Genomic DNA, 21,497 nt, shown 5'->3' with positions numbered 1-21,497 from the left:
AATAAGGGTCTTTGCGCCGAAAATGTAACGGGGCTAAAGCCATACACCGAAGCTTAGGGTTCGTGAGCAATCACGAGCGGTAGCGGAGCGTTCTGTAAGCTGATGAAGCCGTACCCGTGAGGGGCGGTGGAGGTATCAGAAGTGCGAATGCTGACATGAGTAACGTAAGGGGAGTGAGAGACTCCCCCGCCGAAAGACCAAGGGTTCCTGCTTAAAGTTAATCTGAGCAGGGTTAGCCGGCCCCTAAGACGAGGCGGAAACGCGTAGTCGATGGGAACCACGTTAATATTCGTGGGCCTGGAGGTAGTGACGGATCACACAAGTTGTCCAATCTTATCGGATTGAAAGGGCAGCGGAGTGGTTCCAGGAAATAGCTCCTCCTTATAGACCGTACCCGAAACCGACACTGGTGGTCAGGTAGAGTATACCAAGGCGCTTGAGAGAACTATGCTGAAGGAACTCGGCAAATTGCACGCGTAACTTCGGAAGAAGCGTGACCCTTTTCTGCGCAAGCAGGGGAGGGTGGCACAGACCAGGGGGTAGCGACTGTTTATCAAAAACACAGGGCTCTGCGAAGCCGCAAGGCGACGTATAGGGTCTGACGCCTGCCCGGTGCTGGAAGGTTAAGAGGAGGGGTGCAAGCTCTGAATCGAAGCCCCAGTAAACGGCGGCCGTAACTATAACGGTCCTAAGGTAGCGAAATTCCTTGTCGGGTAAGTTCCGACCTGCACGAATGGCGTAACGACTTCCCCGCTGTCTCCAGCATAGACTCAGTGAAATTGAATTCCCCGTGAAGATGCGGGGTTCCTGCGGTTAGACGGAAAGACCCCGTGCACCTTTACTATAGCTTTACATTGGCATTCGTAGTGGCATGTGTAGGATAGGTGGTAGGCTTTGAAGCCTGGGCGCCAGCTCAGGTGGAGCCACCCTTGAAATACCACCCTTATCACTATGGATGTCTAACCGCGGCCCGTTATCCGGGTCCGGGACAATGTATGGTGGGTAGTTTGACTGGGGCGGTCGCCTCCTAAAGAGTAACGGAGGCGCGCGATGGTGGGCTCAGAACGGTCGGAAATCGTTCGCTGAGTGCAATGGCATAAGCCTGCCTGACTGCGAGACTGACAAGTCGAGCAGAGACGAAAGTCGGTCATAGTGATCCGGTGGTCCCGCGTGGAAGGGCCATCGCTCAACGGATAAAAGGTACGCCGGGGATAACAGGCTGATGACCCCCAAGAGTCCATATCGACGGGGTTGTTTGGCACCTCGATGTCGACTCATCGCATCCTGGGGCTGGAGCAGGTCCCAAGGGTATGGCTGTTCGCCATTTAAAGCGGTACGTGAGTTGGGTTCAGAACGTCGTGAGACAGTTCGGTCCCTATCTGCCGTGGGTGTAGGAATATTGAAAGGATCTGTCCCTAGTACGAGAGGACCGGGATGGACGGATCTCTGGTGGACCTGTTGTGGCGCCAGCCGCATTGCAGGGTAGCTATATCCGGACGGGATAACCGCTGAAGGCATCTAAGCGGGAAACCCACCTTGAAACGAGTATTCCCTGAGAACCGTGGAAGACGACCACGTTGATAGGCCGGGTGTGGAAGAGCGGCAACGCTTGAAGCTTACCGGTACTAATAGTTCGATAGGCTTGATCGTTCTCATTACTTATATCCATCTTTTGTTCTCACTCACGCTTGTTCCGCCCTGCGGGCGGCGCTACGTGGGTGCGGCGCAACGGCGCCGACGGCCGGTCGGCCTTGCGAAGCTTCGCTTCGAAGGGCGCCAGGCTGAAAGAACGTCAAAGGCACAACAAAGACCAGAGAACAGCGTAGAGAATGCAGCAATAGGCCTCCCTATTTGCTACTCACTATTGGCTATTCGCTCAAACAGCTTCTCGATTTGAACATGCGTTTTGCCGACCTGGTGGTTATGGCGGAGCGGCTGCACCCGATCCCATTCCGAACTCGGCCGTGAAACGCTCCAGCGCTGATGGTACTTCGTCTCAAGACGCGGGAGAGTAGGTCGCTGCCAGGTCTGCAAAGCGCATGTTCAGCTCACATCCGGATCAAACCCGGATCGAGATCAATCTTCTCTCTACGATTTTAGTGATGCATGTCGTTGTCCCAAAACCACCAGGCACTTTTGGGCGACTTGCATAAAGGCCCGCCAAACGGGAGCCCGGGCCGCGAAAGCGGCCCTTTCATTTGGTGAGCCATCTACCTATTTGTAGGCCATCCTATCCGTAGGCTTGCGCTTACGTCCAAGAACACAAGCAAATGCTTGCTCATATCGCAAGCAAATGCTTGCTCATAATCGCAAGCAAACGCTTGCTCATAGGTGACGCGGGGTGGAGCAGCCCGGTAGCTCGTCAGGCTCATAACCTGAAGGTCACAGGTTCAAATCCTGTCCCCGCAACCAATTCCATCATAAATCAATTACCGTCCCGGTCTGATCAATCGGGGCGGTTTTGCGTTCGAGGAGAACGCAACCGTCGCGACGCGTCGTAACCGTCCGGTGACGGCCGCCTTGCGGAGACAGGGCGAACATCGCAAGTCCTGGGAGTAATCCTGGGAGTAGTCCTATGACGATGTCGCGCGTTGAGGTGATCACATCGGTGCAGCGTCGCCGGCGCTGGTCGCGGGCGGAGAAGGAGCGGCTGGTTGCAGCGACGCTGGAGCCTGGCGTGACGGTCTCGGAAGTTTCGCAGGCAGCAGGGATGCATTCGAGCCAGCTGTTTCGCTGGCGCAAGGGGCTTTGCCGGCGGTCGGAGCCGGGCGTGTCTCACCTGGTCCCCGTGAAGATTGCGCCGGCACCGGGAATTTCGGAGCAGGCGGCGCAACTGCCGTCAGCCGCGTCGCCGCGCCGCGGCGTGATCGAGATCGAGCTGGGCGGTGGCCGGTGCGTTCGTGTGGACCGCGATGTCGACCCGGAGGCACTCGGCCGGGTTCTTGATGTTCTGGGCAGCAGATGATCCCGGTCCCGAGTGGTGTGCGGGTGTGGCTGGCGACCGGCCATGCGGCCGTCACCGGACGGTTACCTTCCAGTCAACTTGGAAGGCATCGACTTGTAGCAGGTAGCGTTTGGCAGCGCGCCAGCACGACACCCGGATGCCATGTGTTAGACGACCGCTTTGCGCCCGATCCACGACATAAGGCCCGGATGACGATCCCGTAGCGTCCTGCCGTTCGCTCGCATGCCTTCCATATCGGTGGAGATACTGCGGATACAATTGCTTGTGGAGCGTCCGCCGATCCGACTGGTAGAGGAGGGAAAAATAGCTCGTGGTCAAGATTTAGGACGACTTTCGGAGCTCGCGAGACGCGACCGGCAGGAAACTACGGAATCAACGGCTCCGTCAGCTCATCTCAAAAACCCGGGTGGCACGTGTTTCCACGGCACCCCGGCACGGCCCATTTCATAGCCCTTTTCGAACAGCGCCCGCATGTAGAGCCGGTAAAGATCGCCGATGCCTTGCGTCTTGATCAGGGAGGAGACCGCCTTTTCCGCGATATCGGGCAGTGTGGCCTTGACGATCCCCGGCGCCGGCGTCGTCCGGCCATTGCGGATGATATAGAGGTGCGCCTTGAACCGACCGTGGAACGTCCGATCAAGCTTGCGCGAGCTCAAGCCCGCGGGCATTAAGAAGACTTGGTTGCTGGTGCCACCGTCGACGTGATCGCGCGGCGAGTATGCGCGAGGAGTCCGGACGAACCTCAAGGCAGATGTCTCGTAGGCGATAGGTGACGCGGGGTATCCTCGATCGGGGCGCTGTGGTGCCGTGCGCGTCGCAACTAACGGCAGCTATCCCACGGTCGGTGCCTCGTAACGGCCTGTTGGAATCGGTCTCGGTCCAGCCGGCAAGGGTCCAGCCGGTAAGAGCGCTCGCTAAACTTAGTCGTCAAAGCCGCGTTCGCCGATCTGCTCTCCGCATGGAGCAAGCTCCGATTGCCGCGACGCGCGTAACTCGTCTTTCCGTGCCCGTTCTATACCCTCGACTGGCCGGGGGCTTTCGTGCCGGCGCCGAGCCGGAGCTCTCTCCGGCGGACAAGGACGCCAGGGGCGGTCACAGCCCCAGTACCGCAGCGACCCGTTCCTGGAAATACTGCACTCCCCGCTCGTGCCGCCTCGTTCCTTGCGCAGAACTGGCAGGCTCGGAAATCAACGTGTCGAGCGCTTTTTGCTGGCGATCGTCACGGGCTTCCCAGGCTGGCGGCTAAGCCCAGTAGCCTTCGCCAAGGCCGACCGTTGAGCCGCCGAGTTAGGGGCCATCATCGGGTAGTCGAGCGCCAAGCCCCACTTCTCGCGATACTGCTCCGGCGTCAGGCCGTAGTGCACACGCAGATGGCGCTTCATCGATTTATACCGCTTACCGTCCTCGAGACAGATGATGTATTCAGGGAAGACCGATTGCATGGGATTGACGGCGGGGACCTGGGCGGGCTTCTCGGCTTCGGCCAGCTGCCCGACCTTAGACAGCGACGAGTTCGCGTCCCCGATCAGTTCGGGCGGGTCTTCGTTATTCCCGTCGGACATGCAAATATCCCCGCTCACAAATTGGCTGAATCTCTTAGTCGATTTTTGGGGCAAAATGCCAGCGCTGGGAACCGCTCAGGGCTATGTTGGTGAGGGCGGCGCGATCTAGGCACCTGTTTCGTCCCGGCGATCGTCGTCCTGAACCTGGTGTTGGGGCGGTCCGACACCATGGGCAAGTTTCCGGTGCATAGTTAAGCTGGCGTCGTTGGCTGATTATCACGATCGCGAAAGGCCCAGAATTCTACTTGTACCCGCGCCTGGCTAGAAACGGTTTTGCTCCGACTTGATGCTGCCACGGCGGCTAGCAGAGCAGGAATGTCCCGACCCATTTAGGGGGGACCATTTGAACTTCGGAAACATTTAAGCCAGTCTCTTGGTATCGTACAGGTACGTCTACCGTCATTAACTGTTTATCGAATTACCCGTTGACGCACGCCTTGGCAAAGTTAATAATATCCTAATATAAAGGTAGCGCAAATTATCTCCCGACCGGCAACAACGAGTTAGGCGCTACTGGGGTAGGGGAAAGCCGCGGCGACTAAGCCGTCGTAGCCACGACCGTATGGTAACTGCAGATCCGCGATGGCAGTTCGCGGACACTGTTGAGTTGCGCTCAGTTGAAGGCAAATCGTTTCTCCTTCCCCAAATTGGACGCCGATGTTTTCGGCATGGGGTGGTCTGCCGTCTTGCGGACGGCAAATGGGCGGGCGCCAGGCGCGCCGGTCTGGGGAGATAAAAATGGCAACTCAGCAGATCGCCGATGCGGGTGGTACGACTGTTTCCTTTTCCAACACACCGCAGGCTAAGGACGACGCTTTCTACTTCTCTGAAGATTCGACTGGCGTCTTGATCCTTAATGTCCTGGCGAACGATCTGGGTGGGTCTGCGAAGCTCCTCTACTCCATCGATAATTCGATCAGCGCGTCGACAGCCACCAAAACGCCGGCGCCGTCGGATCTGCTTGTCCGCGACACCACATATTCAAGCACCAACGACAGCGCCGGACTTACTGGAACCACCGACACAAGCTTGCTCGGAGCGCGTATCTGGATCGCCAGCGATGGGACGATTCACTACAATACCGCCGATATCAACGCACTGCTGCAGTCGCTTGCGCAGGGCCAGGTTCTCACCGATAAACTGACCTACGCCATTCAACTCGGCAACGGCACGCTGAGCTGGGCAACGACCACCATTCAGTTCACCGGCACCAACGATGCACCGGTGATTGGCGCAGCCACGCTTGTCGGCGCCGTCACTGAGGACGCCCATACCCCCACCGAGACCGCCACCGGCACCATCGCCTTCGGCGAGGTCGATCTGACGGATGTGCATGTGGTCTCGGCGGTGTTCAAGGGCACCGACTATAGCGGCCAGCTCGGCTCGCTCGCCGCGGTCAAGACCACTGACACCACCGGCACCGGCACGGGCGGCCAGATCACCTGGACGTTCACCGCCGCCGATTCGGCTCTCGACAAGTTGGCGGCCGGGCAGGTCGTTCACGAGACCTATACGGTCACGCTCGACGACCAGCATGGCGGCGTCGTCACCCGCGATGTCGTCATCACCATCACCGGCACCAACGATGCACCGGTGATTGGCGCAGCCACGCTCGCCGGCGCCGTCACTGAGGACGCCCATACCCCCACCGAGACCGCCACCGGCACCATCGCCTTCGGCGACGTCGATCTGACGGATGTGCATGTGGTCTCGGCGGTGTTCAAGGGCACCGACTATAGCGGCCAGCTCGGCTCGCTCGCCGCGGTCAAGACCACTGACACCACCGGCACCGGCACGGGCGGCCAGATCACCTGGACGTTCACCGCCGCCGATTCGGCTCTCGACAAGTTGGCGGCCGGGCAGGTCGTTCACGAGACCTATACGGTCACGCTCGGCGACCAGCATGGCGGCGTCGTCACCCGCGATGTCGTCATCACCATCACCGGCACCAACGACGCGGCGACGGTGAGCTCGGACTCCAAGTCCGTGACCGAAGGCGACACGGCGGCGGCGCTGAACACCAGCGGCCAGCTGACGATCACCGACCCTGACACGGGCGAGGCGCATGTGGTGGCGCAGACCAATGCGGCCGGCACCTATGGCGACTTCTCGATCGACGCCAACGGCGCCTGGACCTACACCGGCAACGGCGCGCACAACGAACTGACCGCGGGTCAGGTCGTGACCGACACCTTCACGGTGACGAGCCAGGACGGCACGGCGACGGGGACGGTGACGGTGACCATCACCGGCACCAACGACGCGGCGACGGTGAGCTCGGACTCCAAGTCCGTGACCGAAGGCGACACGGCGGCGGCGCTGAACACCAGCGGCCAGCTGACGATCACCGACCCTGACACGGGCGAGGCGCATGTGGTGGCGCAGACCAATGCGGCCGGCACCTATGGCGACTTCTCGATCGACGCCAACGGCGCCTGGACCTACACCGGCAACGGCGCGCACAACGAACTGACCGCGGGTCAGGTCGTGACCGACACCTTCACGGTGACGAGCCAGGACGGCACGGCGACGGGGACGGTGACGGTGACCATCACCGGCACCAACGACGCGGCGACGGTGAGCTCGGACTCCAAGTCCGTGACCGAAGGCGACACGGCGGCGGCGCTGAACACCAGCGGCCAGCTGACGATCACCGACCCTGACACGGGCGAGGCGCATGTGGTGGCGCAGACCAATGCGGCCGGCACCTATGGCGACTTCTCGATCGACGCCAACGGCGCCTGGACCTACACCGGCAACGGCGCGCACAACGAACTGACCGCGGGTCAGGTCGTGACCGACACCTTCACGGTGACGAGCCAGGACGGCACGGCGACGGGGACGGTGACGGTGACCATCACCGGCACCAACGACGCGGCGACGGTGAGCTCGGACTCCAAGTCCGTGACCGAAGGCGACACGGCGGCGGCGCTGAACACCAGCGGCCAGCTGACGATCACCGACCCTGACACGGGCGAGGCGCATGTGGTGGCGCAGACCAATGCGGCCGGCACCTATGGCGACTTCTCGATCGACGCCAACGGCGCCTGGACCTACACCGGCAACGGCGCGCACAACGAACTGACCGCGGGTCAGGTCGTGACCGACACCTTCACGGTGACGAGCCAGGACGGCACGGCGACGGGGACGGTGACGGTGACCATCACCGGCACCAACGACGCGGCGACGGTGAGCTCGGACTCCAAGTCCGTGACCGAAGGCGACACGGCGGCGGCGCTGAACACCAGCGGCCAGCTGACGATCACCGACCCTGACACGGGCGAGGCGCATGTGGTGGCGCAGACCAATGCGGCCGGCACCTATGGCGACTTCTCGATCGACGCCAACGGCGCCTGGACCTACACCGGCAACGGCGCGCACAACGAACTGACCGCGGGTCAGGTCGTGACCGACACCTTCACGGTGACGAGCCAGGACGGCACGGCGACGGGGACGGTGACGGTGACCATCACCGGCACCAACGACGCGGCGACGGTGAGCTCGGACTCCAAGTCCGTGACCGAAGGCGACACGGCGGCGGCGCTGAACACCAGCGGCCAGCTGACGATCACCGACCCTGACACGGGCGAGGCGCATGTGGTGGCGCAGACCAATGCGGCCGGCACCTATGGCGACTTCTCGATCGACGCCAACGGCGCCTGGACCTACACCGGCAACGGCGCGCACAACGAACTGACCGCGGGTCAGGTCGTGACCGACACCTTCACGGTGACGAGCCAGGACGGCACGGCGACGGGGACGGTGACGGTGACCATCACCGGCACCAACGACGCGGCGACGGTGAGCTCGGACTCCAAGTCCGTGACCGAAGGCGACACGGCGGCGGCGCTGAACACCAGCGGCCAGCTGACGATCACCGACCCTGACACGGGCGAGGCGCATGTGGTGGCGCAGACCAATGCGGCCGGCACCTATGGCGACTTCTCGATCGACGCCAACGGCGCCTGGACCTACACCGGCAACGGCGCGCACAACGAACTGACCGCGGGTCAGGTCGTGACCGACACCTTCACGGTGACGAGCCAGGACGGCACGGCGACGGGGACGGTGACGGTGACCATCACCGGCACCAACGACGCGGCGACGGTGAGCTCGGACTCCAAGTCCGTGACCGAAGGCGACACGGCGGCGGCGCTGAACACCAGCGGCCAGCTGACGATCACCGACCCTGACACGGGCGAGGCGCATGTGGTGGCGCAGACCAATGCGGCCGGCACCTATGGCGACTTCTCGATCGACGCCAACGGCGCCTGGACCTACACCGGCAACGGCGCGCACAACGAACTGACCGCGGGTCAGGTCGTGACCGACACCTTCACGGTGACGAGCCAGGACGGCACGGCGACGGGGACGGTGACGGTGACCATCACCGGCACCAACGACGCGGCGACGGTGAGCTCGGACTCCAAGTCCGTGACCGAAGGCGACACGGCGGCGGCGCTGAACACCAGCGGCCAGCTGACGATCACCGACCCTGACACGGGCGAGGCGCATGTGGTGGCGCAGACCAATGCGGCCGGCACCTATGGCGACTTCTCGATCGACGCCAACGGCGCCTGGACCTACACCGGCAACGGCGCGCACAACGAACTGACCGCGGGTCAGGTCGTGACCGACACCTTCACGGTGACGAGCCAGGACGGCACGGCGACGGGGACGGTGACGGTGACCATCACCGGCACCAACGACGCGGCGACGGTGAGCTCGGACTCCAAGTCCGTGACCGAAGGCGACACGGCGGCGGCGCTGAACACCAGCGGCCAGCTGACGATCACCGACCCTGACACGGGCGAGGCGCATGTGGTGGCGCAGACCAATGCGGCCGGCACCTATGGCGACTTCTCGATCGACGCCAACGGCGCCTGGACCTACACCGGCAACGGCGCGCACAACGAACTGACCGCGGGTCAGGTCGTGACCGACACCTTCACGGTGACGAGCCAGGACGGCACGGCGACGGGGACGGTGACGGTGACCATCACCGGCACCAACGACGCGGCGACGGTGAGCTCGGACTCCAAGTCCGTGACCGAAGGCGACACGGCGGCGGCGCTGAACACCAGCGGCCAGCTGACGATCACCGACCCTGACACGGGCGAGGCGCATGTGGTGGCGCAGACCAATGCGGCCGGCACCTATGGCGACTTCTCGATCGACGCCAACGGCGCCTGGACCTACACCGGCAACGGCGCGCACAACGAACTGACCGCGGGTCAGGTCGTGACCGACACCTTCACGGTGACGAGCCAGGACGGCACGGCGACGGGGACGGTGACGGTGACCATCACCGGCACCAACGACGCGGCGACGGTGAGCTCGGACTCCAAGTCCGTGACCGAAGGCGACACGGCGGCGGCGCTGAACACCAGCGGCCAGCTGACGATCACCGACCCTGACACGGGCGAGGCGCATGTGGTGGCGCAGACCAATGCGGCCGGCACCTATGGCGACTTCTCGATCGACGCCAACGGCGCCTGGACCTACACCGGCAACGGCGCGCACAACGAACTGACCGCGGGTCAGGTCGTGACCGACACCTTCACGGTGACGAGCCAGGACGGCACGGCGACGGGGACGGTGACGGTGACCATCACCGGCACCAACGACGCGGCGACGGTGAGCTCGGACTCCAAGTCCGTGACCGAAGGCGACACGGCGGCGGCGCTGAACACCAGCGGCCAGCTGACGATCACCGACCCTGACACGGGCGAGGCGCATGTGGTGGCGCAGACCAATGCGGCCGGCACCTATGGCGACTTCTCGATCGACGCCAACGGCGCCTGGACCTACACCGGCAACGGCGCGCACAACGAACTGACCGCGGGTCAGGTCGTGACCGACACCTTCACGGTGACGAGCCAGGACGGCACGGCGACGGGGACGGTGACGGTGACCATCACCGGCACCAACGACGCGGCGACGGTGAGCTCGGACTCCAAGTCCGTGACCGAAGGCGACACGGCGGCGGCGCTGAACACCAGCGGCCAGCTGACGATCACCGACCCTGACACGGGCGAGGCGCATGTGGTGGCGCAGACCAATGCGGCCGGCACCTATGGCGACTTCTCGATCGACGCCAACGGCGCCTGGACCTACACCGGCAACGGCGCGCACAACGAACTGACCGCGGGTCAGGTCGTGACCGACACCTTCACGGTGACGAGCCAGGACGGCACGGCGACGGGGACGGTGACGGTGACCATCACCGGCACCAACGACGCGGCGACGGTGAGCTCGGACTCCAAGTCCGTGACCGAAGGCGACACGGCGGCGGCGCTGAACACCAGCGGCCAGCTGACGATCACCGACCCTGACACGGGCGAGGCGCATGTGGTGGCGCAGACCAATGCGGCCGGCACCTATGGCGACTTCTCGATCGACGCCAACGGCGCCTGGACCTACACCGGCAACGGCGCGCACAACGAACTGACCGCGGGTCAGGTCGTGACCGACACCTTCACGGTGACGAGCCAGGACGGCACGGCGACGGGGACGGTGACGGTGACCATCACCGGCACCAACGACGCGGCGACGGTGAGCTCGGACTCCAAGTCCGTGACCGAAGGCGACACGGCGGCGGCGCTGAACACCAGCGGCCAGCTGACGATCACCGACCCTGACACGGGCGAGGCGCATGTGGTGGCGCAGACCAATGCGGCCGGCACCTATGGCGACTTCTCGATCGACGCCAACGGCGCCTGGACCTACACCGGCAACGGCGCGCACAACGAACTGACCGCGGGTCAGGTCGTGACCGACACCTTCACGGTGACGAGCCAGGACGGCACGGCGACGGGGACGGTGACGGTGACCATCACCGGCACCAACGACGCGGCGACGGTGAGCTCGGACTCCAAGTCCGTGACCGAAGGCGACACGGCGGCGGCGCTGAACACCAGCGGCCAGCTGACGATCACCGACCCTGACACGGGCGAGGCGCATGTGGTGGCGCAGACCAATGCGGCCGGCACCTATGGCGACTTCTCGATCGACGCCAACGGCGCCTGGACCTACACCGGCAACGGCGCGCACAACGAACTGACCGCGGGTCAGGTCGTGACCGACACCTTCACGGTGACGAGCCAGGACGGCACGGCGACGGGGACGGTGACGGTGACCATCACCGGCACCAACGACGCGGCGACGGTGAGCTCGGACTCCAAGTCCGTGACCGAAGGCGACACGGCGGCGGCGCTGAACACCAGCGGCCAGCTGACGATCACCGACCCTGACACGGGCGAGGCGCATGTGGTGGCGCAGACCAATGCGGCCGGCACCTATGGCGACTTCTCGATCGACGCCAACGGCGCCTGGACCTACACCGGCAACGGCGCGCACAACGAACTGACCGCGGGTCAGGTCGTGACCGACACCTTCACGGTGACGAGCCAGGACGGCACGGCGACGGGGACGGTGACGGTGACCATCACCGGCACCAACGACGCGGCGACGGTGAGCTCGGACTCCAAGTCCGTGACCGAAGGCGACACGGCGGCGGCGCTGAACACCAGCGGCCAGCTGACGATCACCGACCCTGACACGGGCGAGGCGCATGTGGTGGCGCAGACCAATGCGGCCGGCACCTATGGCGACTTCTCGATCGACGCCAACGGCGCCTGGACCTACACCGGCAACGGCGCGCACAACGAACTGACCGCGGGTCAGGTCGTGACCGACACCTTCACGGTGACGAGCCAGGACGGCACGGCGACGGGGACGGTGACGGTGACCATCACCGGCACCAACGACGCGGCGACGGTGAGCTCGGACTCCAAGTCCGTGACCGAAGGCGACACGGCGGCGGCGCTGAACACCAGCGGCCAGCTGACGATCACCGACCCTGACACGGGCGAGGCGCATGTGGTGGCGCAGACCAATGCGGCCGGCACCTATGGCGACTTCTCGATCGACGCCAACGGCGCCTGGACCTACACCGGCAACGGCGCGCACAACGAACTGACCGCGGGTCAGGTCGTGACCGACACCTTCACGGTGACGAGCCAGGACGGCACGGCGACGGGGACGGTGACGGTGACCATCACCGGCACCAACGACGCGGCGACGGTGAGCTCGGACTCCAAGTCCGTGACCGAAGGCGACACGGCGGCGGCGCTGAACACCAGCGGCCAGCTGACGATCACCGACCCTGACACGGGCGAGGCGCATGTGGTGGCGCAGACCAATGCGGCCGGCACCTATGGCGACTTCTCGATCGACGCCAACGGCGCCTGGACCTACACCGGCAACGGCGCGCACAACGAACTGACCGCGGGTCAGGTCGTGACCGACACCTTCACGGTGACGAGCCAGGACGGCACGGCGACGGGGACGGTGACGGTGACCATCACCGGCACCAACGACGCGGCGACGGTGAGCTCGGACTCCAAGTCCGTGACCGAAGGCGACACGGCGGCGGCGCTGAACACCAGCGGCCAGCTGACGATCACCGACCCTGACACGGGCGAGGCGCATGTGGTGGCGCAGACCAATGCGGCCGGCACCTATGGCGACTTCTCGATCGACGCCAACGGCGCCTGGACCTACACCGGCAACGGCGCGCACAACGAACTGACCGCGGGTCAGGTCGTGACCGACACCTTCACGGTGACGAGCCAGGACGGCACGGCGACGGGGACGGTGACGGTGACCATCACCGGCACCAACGACGCGGCGACGGTGAGCTCGGACTCCAAGTCCGTGACCGAAGGCGACACGGCGGCGGCGCTGAACACCAGCGGCCAGCTGACGATCACCGACCCTGACACGGGCGAGGCGCATGTGGTGGCGCAGACCAATGCGGCCGGCACCTATGGCGACTTCTCGATCGACGCCAACGGCGCCTGGACCTACACCGGCAACGGCGCGCACAACGAACTGACCGCGGGTCAGGTCGTGACCGACACCTTCACGGTGACGAGCCAGGACGGCACGGCGACGGGGACGGTGACGGTGACCATCACCGGCACCAACGACGCGGCGACGGTGAGCTCGGACTCCAAGTCCGTGACCGAAGGCGACACGGCGGCGGCGCTGAACACCAGCGGCCAGCTGACGATCACCGACCCTGACACGGGCGAGGCGCATGTGGTGGCGCAGACCAATGCGGCCGGCACCTATGGCGACTTCTCGATCGACGCCAACGGCGCCTGGACCTACACCGGCAACGGCGCGCACAACGAACTGACCGCGGGTCAGGTCGTGACCGACACCTTCACGGTGACGAGCCAGGACGGCACGGCGACGGGGACGGTGACGGTGACCATCACCGGCACCAACGACGCGGCGACGGTGAGCTCGGACTCCAAGTCCGTGACCGAAGGCGACACGGCGGCGGCGCTGAACACCAGCGGCCAGCTGACGATCACCGACCCTGACACGGGCGAGGCGCATGTGGTGGCGCAGACCAATGCGGCCGGCACCTATGGCGACTTCTCGATCGACGCCAACGGCGCCTGGACCTACACCGGCAACGGCGCGCACAACGAACTGACCGCGGGTCAGGTCGTGACCGACACCTTCACGGTGACGAGCCAGGACGGCACGGCGACGGGGACGGTGACGGTGACCATCACCGGCACCAACGACGCGGCGACGGTGAGCTCGGACTCCAAGTCCGTGACCGAAGGCGACACGGCGGCGGCGCTGAACACCAGCGGCCAGCTGACGATCACCGACCCTGACACGGGCGAGGCGCATGTGGTGGCGCAGACCAATGCGGCCGGCACCTATGGCGACTTCTCGATCGACGCCAACGGCGCCTGGACCTACACCGGCAACGGCGCGCACAACGAACTGACCGCGGGTCAGGTCGTGACCGACACCTTCACGGTGACGAGCCAGGACGGCACGGCGACGGGGACGGTGACGGTGACCATCACCGGCACCAACGACGCGGCGACGGTGAGCTCGGACTCCAAGTCCGTGACCGAAGGCGACACGGCGGCGGCGCTGAACACCAGCGGCCAGCTGACGATCACCGACCCTGACACGGGCGAGGCGCATGTGGTGGCGCAGACCAATGCGGCCGGCACCTATGGCGACTTCTCGATCGACGCCAACGGCGCCTGGACCTACACCGGCAACGGCGCGCACAACGAACTGACCGCGGGTCAGGTCGTGACCGACACCTTCACGGTGACGAGCCAGGACGGCACGGCGACGGGGACGGTGACGGTGACCATCACCGGCACCAACGACGCGGCGACGGTGAGCTCGGACTCCAAGTCCGTGACCGAAGGCGACACGGCGGCGGCGCTGAACACCAGCGGCCAGCTGACGATCACCGACCCTGACACGGGCGAGGCGCATGTGGTGGCGCAGACCAATGCGGCCGGCACCTATGGCGACTTCTCGATCGACGCCAACGGCGCCTGGACCTACACCGGCAACGGCGCGCACAACGAACTGACCGCGGGTCAGGTCGTGACCGACACCTTCACGGTGACGAGCCAGGACGGCACGGCGACGGGGACGGTGACGGTGACCATCACCGGCACCAACGACGCGGCGACGGTGAGCTCGGACTCCAAGTCCGTGACCGAAGGCGACACGGCGGCGGCGCTGAACACCAGCGGCCAGCTGACGATCACCGACCCTGACACGGGCGAGGCGCATGTGGTGGCGCAGACCAATGCGGCCGGCACCTATGGCGACTTCTCGATCGACGCCAACGGCGCCTGGACCTACACCGGCAACGGCGCGCACAACGAACTGACCGCGGGTCAGGTCGTGACCGACACCTTCACGGTGACGAGCCAGGACGGCACGGCGACGGGGACGGTGACGGTGACCATCACCGGCACCAACGACGCGGCGACGGTGAGCTCGGACTCCAAGTCCGTGACCGAAGGCGACACGGCGGCGGCGCTGAACACCAGCGGCCAGCTGACGATCACCGACCCTGACACGGGCGAGGCGCATGTGGTGGCGCAGACCAATGCGGCCGGCACCTATGGCGACTTCTCGATCGACGCCAACGGCGCCTGGACCTACACCGGCAACGGCGCGCACAACGAACTGACCGCGGGTCAGGTCGTGACCGACACCTTCACGGTGACGAGCCAGGACGGCACGGCGACGGGGACGGTGACGGTGACCATCACCGGCACCAACGACGCGGCGACGGTGAGCTCGGACTCCAAGTCCGTGACCGAAGGCGACACGGCGGCGGCGCTGAACACCAGCGGCCAGCTGACGATCACCGACCCTGACACGGGCGAGGCGCATGTGGTGGCGCAGACCAATGCGGCCGGCACCTATGGCGACTTCTCGATCGACGCCAACGGCGCCTGGACCTACACCGGCAACGGCGCGCACAACGAACTGACCGCGGGTCAGGTCGTGACCGACACCTTCACGGTGACGAGCCAGGACGGCACGGCGACGGGGACGGTGACGGTGACCATCACCGGCACCAACGACGCGGCGACGGTGAGCTCGGACTCCAAGTCCGTGACCGAAGGCGACACGGCGGCGGCGCTGAACACCAGCGGCCAGCTGACGATCACCGACCCTGACACGGGCGAGGCGCATGTGGTGGCGCAGACCAATGCGGCCGGCACCTATGGCGACTTCTCGATCGACGCCAACGGCGCCTGGACCTACACCGGCAACGGCGCGCACAACGAACTGACCGCGGGTCAGGTCGTGACCGACACCTTCACGGTGACGAGCCAGGACGGCACGGCGACGGGGACGGTGACGGTGACCATCACCGGCACCAACGACGCGGCGACGGTGAGCTCGGACTCCAAGTCCGTGACCGAAGGCGACACGGCGGCGGCGCTGAACACCAGCGGCCAGCTGACGATCACCGACCCTGACACGGGCGAGGCGCATGTGGTGGCGCAGACCAATGCGGCCGGCACCTATGGCGACTTCTCGATCGACGCCAACGGCGCCTGGACCTACACCGGCAACGGCGCGCACAACGAACTGACCGCGGGTCAGGTCGTGACCGACACCTTCACGGTGACGAGCCAGGACGGCACGGCGACGGGGACGGTGACGGTGACCATCACCGGCACCAACGACGCGGCGACGGTGAGCTCGGACTCCAAGTCCGTGACCGAAGGCGACACGGCGGCGGCGCTGAACACCAGCGGCCAGCTGACGATCACCGACCCTGACACGGGCGAGGCGCATGTGGTGGCGCAGACCAATGCGGCCGGCACCTATGGCGACTTCTCGATCGACGCCAACGGCGCCTGGACCTACACCGGCAACGGCGCGCACAACGAACTGACCGCGGGTCAGGTCGTGACCGACACCTTCACGGTGACGAGCCAGGACGGCACGGCGACGGGGACGGTGACGGTGACCATCACCGGCACCAACGACGCGGCGACGGTGAGCTCGGACTCCAAGTCCGTGACCGAAGGCGACACGGCGGCGGCGCTGAACACCAGCGGCCAGCTGACGATCACCGACCCTGACACGGGCGAGGCGCATGTGGTGGCGCAGACCAATGCGGCCGGCACCTATGGCGACTTCTCGATCGACGCCAACGGCGCCTGGACCTACACCGGCAACGGCGCGCACAACGAACTGACCGCGGGTCAGGTCGTGACCGACACCTTCACGGTGACGAGCCAGGACGGCACGGCGACGGGGACGGTGACGGTGACCATCACCGGCACCAACGACGCGGCGACGGTGAGCTCGGACTCCAAGTCCGTGACCGAAGGCGACACGGCGGCGGCGCTGAACACCAGCGGCCAGCTGACGATCACCGACCCTGACACGGGCGAGGCGCATGTGGTGGCGCAGACCAATGCGGCCGGCACCTATGGCGACTTCTCGATCGACGCCAACGGCGCCTGGACCTACACCGGCAACGGCGCGCACAACGAACTGACCGCGGGTCAGGTCGTGACCGACACCTTCACGGTGACGAGCCAGGACGGCACGGCGACGGGGACGGTGACGGTGACCATCACCGGCACCAACGACGCGGCGACGGTGAGCTCGGACTCCAAGTCCGTGACCGAAGGCGACACGGCGGCGGCGCTGAACACCAGCGGCCAGCTGACGATCACCGACCCTGACACGGGCGAGGCGCATGTGGTGGCGCAGACCAATGCGGCCGGCACCTATGGCGACTTCTCGATCGACGCCAACGGCGCCTGGACCTACACCGGCAACGGCGCGCACAACGAACTGACCGCGGGTCAGGTCGTGACCGACACCTTCACGGTGACGAGCCAGGACGGCACGGCGACGGGGACGGTGACGGTGACCATCACCGGCACCAACGACGCGGCGACGGTGAGCTCGGACTCCAAGTCCGTGACCGAAGGCGACACGGCGGCGGCGCTGAACACCAGCGGCCAGCTGACGATCACCGACCCTGACACGGGCGAGGCGCATGTGGTGGCGCAGACCAATGCGGCCGGCACCTATGGCGACTTCTCGATCGACGCCAACGGCGCCTGGACCTACACCGGCAACGGCGCGCACAACGAACTGACCGCGGGTCAGGTCGTGACCGACACCTTCACGGTGACGAGCCAGGACGGCACGGCGACGGGGACGGTGACGGTGACCATCACCGGCACCAACGACGCGGCGACGGTGAGCTCGGACTCCAAGTCCGTGACCGAAGGCGACACGGCGGCGGCGCTGAACACCAGCGGCCAGCTGACGATCACCGACCCTGACACGGGCGAGGCGCATGTGGTGGCGCAGACCAATGCGGCCGGCACCTATGGCGACTTCTCGATCGACGCCAACGGCGCCTGGACCTACACCGGCAACGGCGCGCACAACGAACTGACCGCGGGTCAGGTCGTGACCGACACCTTCACGGTGACGAGCCAGGACGGCACGGCGACGGGGACGGTGACGGTGACCATCACCGGCACCAACGACGCGCCGGATATTCATCTTGTGGCGACGGGAACGCCTGACACAGCGTCGGCGACTCTGACCGAGACCAATGCGGGTCTGTCGACAAACGGCACGCTGACCGTCACCGATGCTGATCTATCGGACACGGTGAGTTCGTCGGCCACGGCTGTCGTGGCATCGGGAACGACGGCCGGCCTCGGCCTGACCAACGCCCAGCTTCTCGCCATGCTGGCCGTTGCACCGACATCGGGCCTGGCCGCCAATCCGACAGACACCCACAACCTCACCTGGACCTTCAACTCGGGAACGCAGGCGTTCGACTATCTTGCCGCAGGCCAATCGCTGACGCTGACCTACACGGTCCAAAGCACCGACAACAACGCGGCCTCCGATACCCAGACCATAACGGTGACGGTGAATGGCACCAACGACGCGCCGGATATTCATCTTGTGGCGACGGGAACGCCTGACACAGCGTCGGCGACTCTGACCGAGACCAATGCGGGTCTGTCGACAAACGGCACGCTGACCGTCACCGATGCTGATCTATCGGACACGGTGAGTTCGTCGGCCACGGCTGTCGTGGCATCGGGAACGACGGCCGGCCTCGGCCTGACCAACGCCCAGCTTCTCGCCATGCTGGCCGTTGCACCGACATCGGGCCTGGCCGCCAATCCGACAGACACCCACAACCTCACCTGGACCTTCAACTCGGGAACGCAGGCGTTCGACTATCTTGCCGCAGGCCAATCGCTGACGCTGACCTACACGGTCCAAAGCACCGACAACAACGCGGCCTCCGATACCCAGACCATAACGGTGACGGTGAATGGCACCAACGACGCGCCGGATATTCATCTTGTGGCGACGGGAACGCCTGACACAGCGTCGGCGACTCTGACCGAGACCAATGCGGGTCTGTCGACAAACGGCACGCTGACCGTCACCGATGCTGATCTATCGGACACGGTGAGTTCGTCGGCCACGGCTGTCGTGGCATCGGGAACGACGGCCGGCCTCGGCCTGACCAACGCCCAGCTTCTCGCCATGCTGGCCGTTGCACCGACATCGGGCCTGGCCGCCAATCCGACAGACACCCACAACCTCACCTGGACCTTCAACTCGGGAACGCAGGCGTTCGACTATCTTGCCGCAGGCCAATCGCTGACGCTGACCTACACAGTCCAAAGCACCGACAACAACGCGGCCTCCGATACCCAGACCATAACGGTGACGGTGAATGGGACCGATGAAGTCAGCCAAACGCTGATCTCCGCGGTCGTGGATGGAAAACAGGGGAACAACGCCACACCCAGCACGGTGACGATAACGTTCGGTGCTCCCGTCACCGCAAATTTTGTCAATCTATCGGACGTGATCCACGTTTCCGGTTTGCCGAATGTGACAGTAATCAACGGCACCGGCAGTTTCACCGATTCGACGCATTACACATTCCAAGTGGACAAAGGCGCAGGTAGCAGCAACGGATCGTCTTACACTCTTACCATCGACAGTGGGGCGTTCTCGGATGGCTCGGGCCATACCAATGCCGCCAAGACGCAAGGCGGCCTCAAGCCCGCCGGCACCGCCGGTGAGCCGATCAATCTCGCACTCACCGACCCCTCGGACGGCCAGGCCGTAACAGTCACGGTGAAGGATGTGCCATCCGGCTGGTCAATCGACGGCGCCATGCAGAACGACGATGGATCCTGGACGGTGCAGACCAACGCGGTCCATGCTCTGACGGTCACCACGCCGGCCAGTTTCGCCGGCGCGGCGGTGCTGGACGTGCAGATGACCTGGACCAATGCCGACGGCACGACCGGAACGGCATCGATCGCCGACAACGTCGAGGCCTACGCGCCGGGTTCGCCGATCTTCGCCTGGTCGGGCGATGACGTGCTCACCGGCTCCAGCGGCAACGATCTCTTCGTCTTCTCGCAGCCGATCGGCAACGATACCGTGCACAGCTTCGATGCTGCCGCCGACCAGATCGACCTCATCGGCTACTCCGGCTTCCAGAACTTCGCCGACGTCCAGGCGCATATGGCCGACGATGCCAACGGCAATGCGGTGATCACGCTTGGCGACGGACAGTCGATCACACTGGACGGGGTGCATTCCGGTGCGCTCACCGACGAAAACTTCGTCTTCGACCAGACCCCGATGGTCAACAACACGGGCACCATGGCGATTGGCGACGGCGCTTTGTTGCCACTGAGCGGCGCGGTCAACAACAGCGGCATCATCTCGCTGAACTCGACGGGCGATGACACGCTGCTGCAGGTCATCCAGCATGGCGTGACCCTGCAGGGCGGGGGACAGGTCGTCCTGTCCGACAGCGCGTTCAACGTCATCTCCGGCACCGACCCGGACGTCACGCTGACCAATGTTGACAACACCATCTCGGGCGCCGGCCAGCTGGGCGACGGCATGCTCGGCCTCGACAACAGGGGGACGATCATCGCCTCCGGCTCGAATGCCTTGGTCATCGACACCGGCGGCAGCGTGGTTGCCAATTCCGGCACTCTGGAGGCAACCGGTTCGGGTGGCCTGGTCATCGCCGGCGGTGTCGCGAATTCCGGCATGCTGTGGGCCAATGGCGGCAACATCGCCATCCACGGCGCGGTCACCGGCGAGGGCGATGCTACGATCGGCAACCTCTCGAAGCTGGAATTCGGCGCAGCCTCCTCGACCGATGTCACCTTCGCGCAGAATGCGGCCGGCACGCTGGTGCTCGACGACTCCTTCGACTACAGCGGACGGATCGGCGGCATCACCAACGACGACAAGCTGGACCTGAACGACATCCTGTTCGGTACCGGAACGACGGTCGCGTATCAGGCGAGCCAGGATGGCAGCGGCGGCACGCTGACTGTCTCGGACGGTACGCACAATGCCACGCTGCACCTGCTCGGCACTTACGATGCGAACGGCTTTAAGCTCGCTAATGACGGTCAGGGGCACACCGTCGTAGCCTACAACCCGGCGGAATTCACGCTAATCGGGGTCGGCGGTGGAACGAGCGAGTTCACGGTATGATGGAAAGAAGGTGAGCCCGCGGCCACGCGCGGCTCACCTCGTTCCCCGGCAGCCGAGAA

The 21,497-nt window shown here is 64.9% G+C and carries 4 protein-coding genes, 1 tRNA gene and 2 rRNA genes (1 of these 7 running past the window's edge); 5 read left to right on the top strand and 2 right to left on the bottom strand.

The window, feature by feature from the left end:
• The 4 genes from MJ8_RS28325 to tnpA form a co-directional block, all read left to right on the top strand.
• Positions 1-1,650, top strand: a 23S ribosomal RNA gene (locus tag MJ8_RS28325); it begins 1,150 nt to the left of the window's first position.
• Positions 1,651-1,913: 263 nt separating this feature from the next.
• Positions 1,914-2,028, top strand: a 5S ribosomal RNA gene (gene rrf / locus MJ8_RS28320).
• Between the two features lie 307 nt (positions 2,029-2,335).
• A tRNA-Met gene (locus MJ8_RS28315) sits at positions 2,336-2,412 on the top strand.
• 163 nt (positions 2,413-2,575) lie between these two features.
• The gene (tnpA, locus tag MJ8_RS28310) at positions 2,576-2,965 is read left to right on the top strand and encodes an IS66-like element accessory protein TnpA (RefSeq protein WP_201411888.1); all 390 of its coding nucleotides are present in this window, start codon (positions 2,576-2,578) and stop codon (positions 2,963-2,965) included.
• A 389-nt stretch (positions 2,966-3,354) separates the two neighbouring features.
• Here the strand turns inward: tnpA and MJ8_RS28305 are convergent, their stop codons facing one another.
• A complete protein-coding gene (locus tag MJ8_RS28305) occupies positions 3,355-3,711 on the bottom strand; it encodes a hypothetical protein (protein WP_201411887.1) in 357 nt (118 codons plus the stop codon).
• 441 nt (positions 3,712-4,152) lie between these two features.
• Positions 4,153-4,527, bottom strand: a complete 375-nt coding sequence (locus MJ8_RS28300) for a MucR family transcriptional regulator (RefSeq protein ID WP_201411886.1) — start codon at positions 4,525-4,527, stop codon at positions 4,153-4,155.
• Between the two features lie 738 nt (positions 4,528-5,265).
• Here MJ8_RS28300 and MJ8_RS28295 point away from each other — a divergent pair.
• Positions 5,266-21,438: a VCBS domain-containing protein gene (locus tag MJ8_RS28295; protein ID WP_201411885.1), complete on the top strand. Its 16,173-nt coding sequence runs from the start codon at positions 5,266-5,268 to the stop codon at positions 21,436-21,438.
• The last annotated feature ends 59 nt before the right edge of the window (positions 21,439-21,497 follow it).

This window comes from Mesorhizobium sp. J8, assembly GCF_016591715.1.
In the GTDB taxonomy this organism is placed as follows: Bacteria; Pseudomonadota; Alphaproteobacteria; order Rhizobiales; family Rhizobiaceae; genus Mesorhizobium.
This window is presented reverse-complemented; position numbering and strand designations above follow the sequence as displayed.

Coding starts and splice junctions, on each gene's coding strand:
- tnpA (WP_201411888.1), top strand. CDS start 2,576: ATGACGATGTCGCGCGTTGAGGTGATCACATCGGTGCAGCGTCGCCGG.
- MJ8_RS28300 (WP_201411886.1), bottom strand. CDS start 4,527: ATGTCCGACGGGAATAACGAAGACCCGCCCGAACTGATCGGGGACGCG.
- MJ8_RS28295 (WP_201411885.1), top strand. CDS start 5,266: ATGGCAACTCAGCAGATCGCCGATGCGGGTGGTACGACTGTTTCCTTT.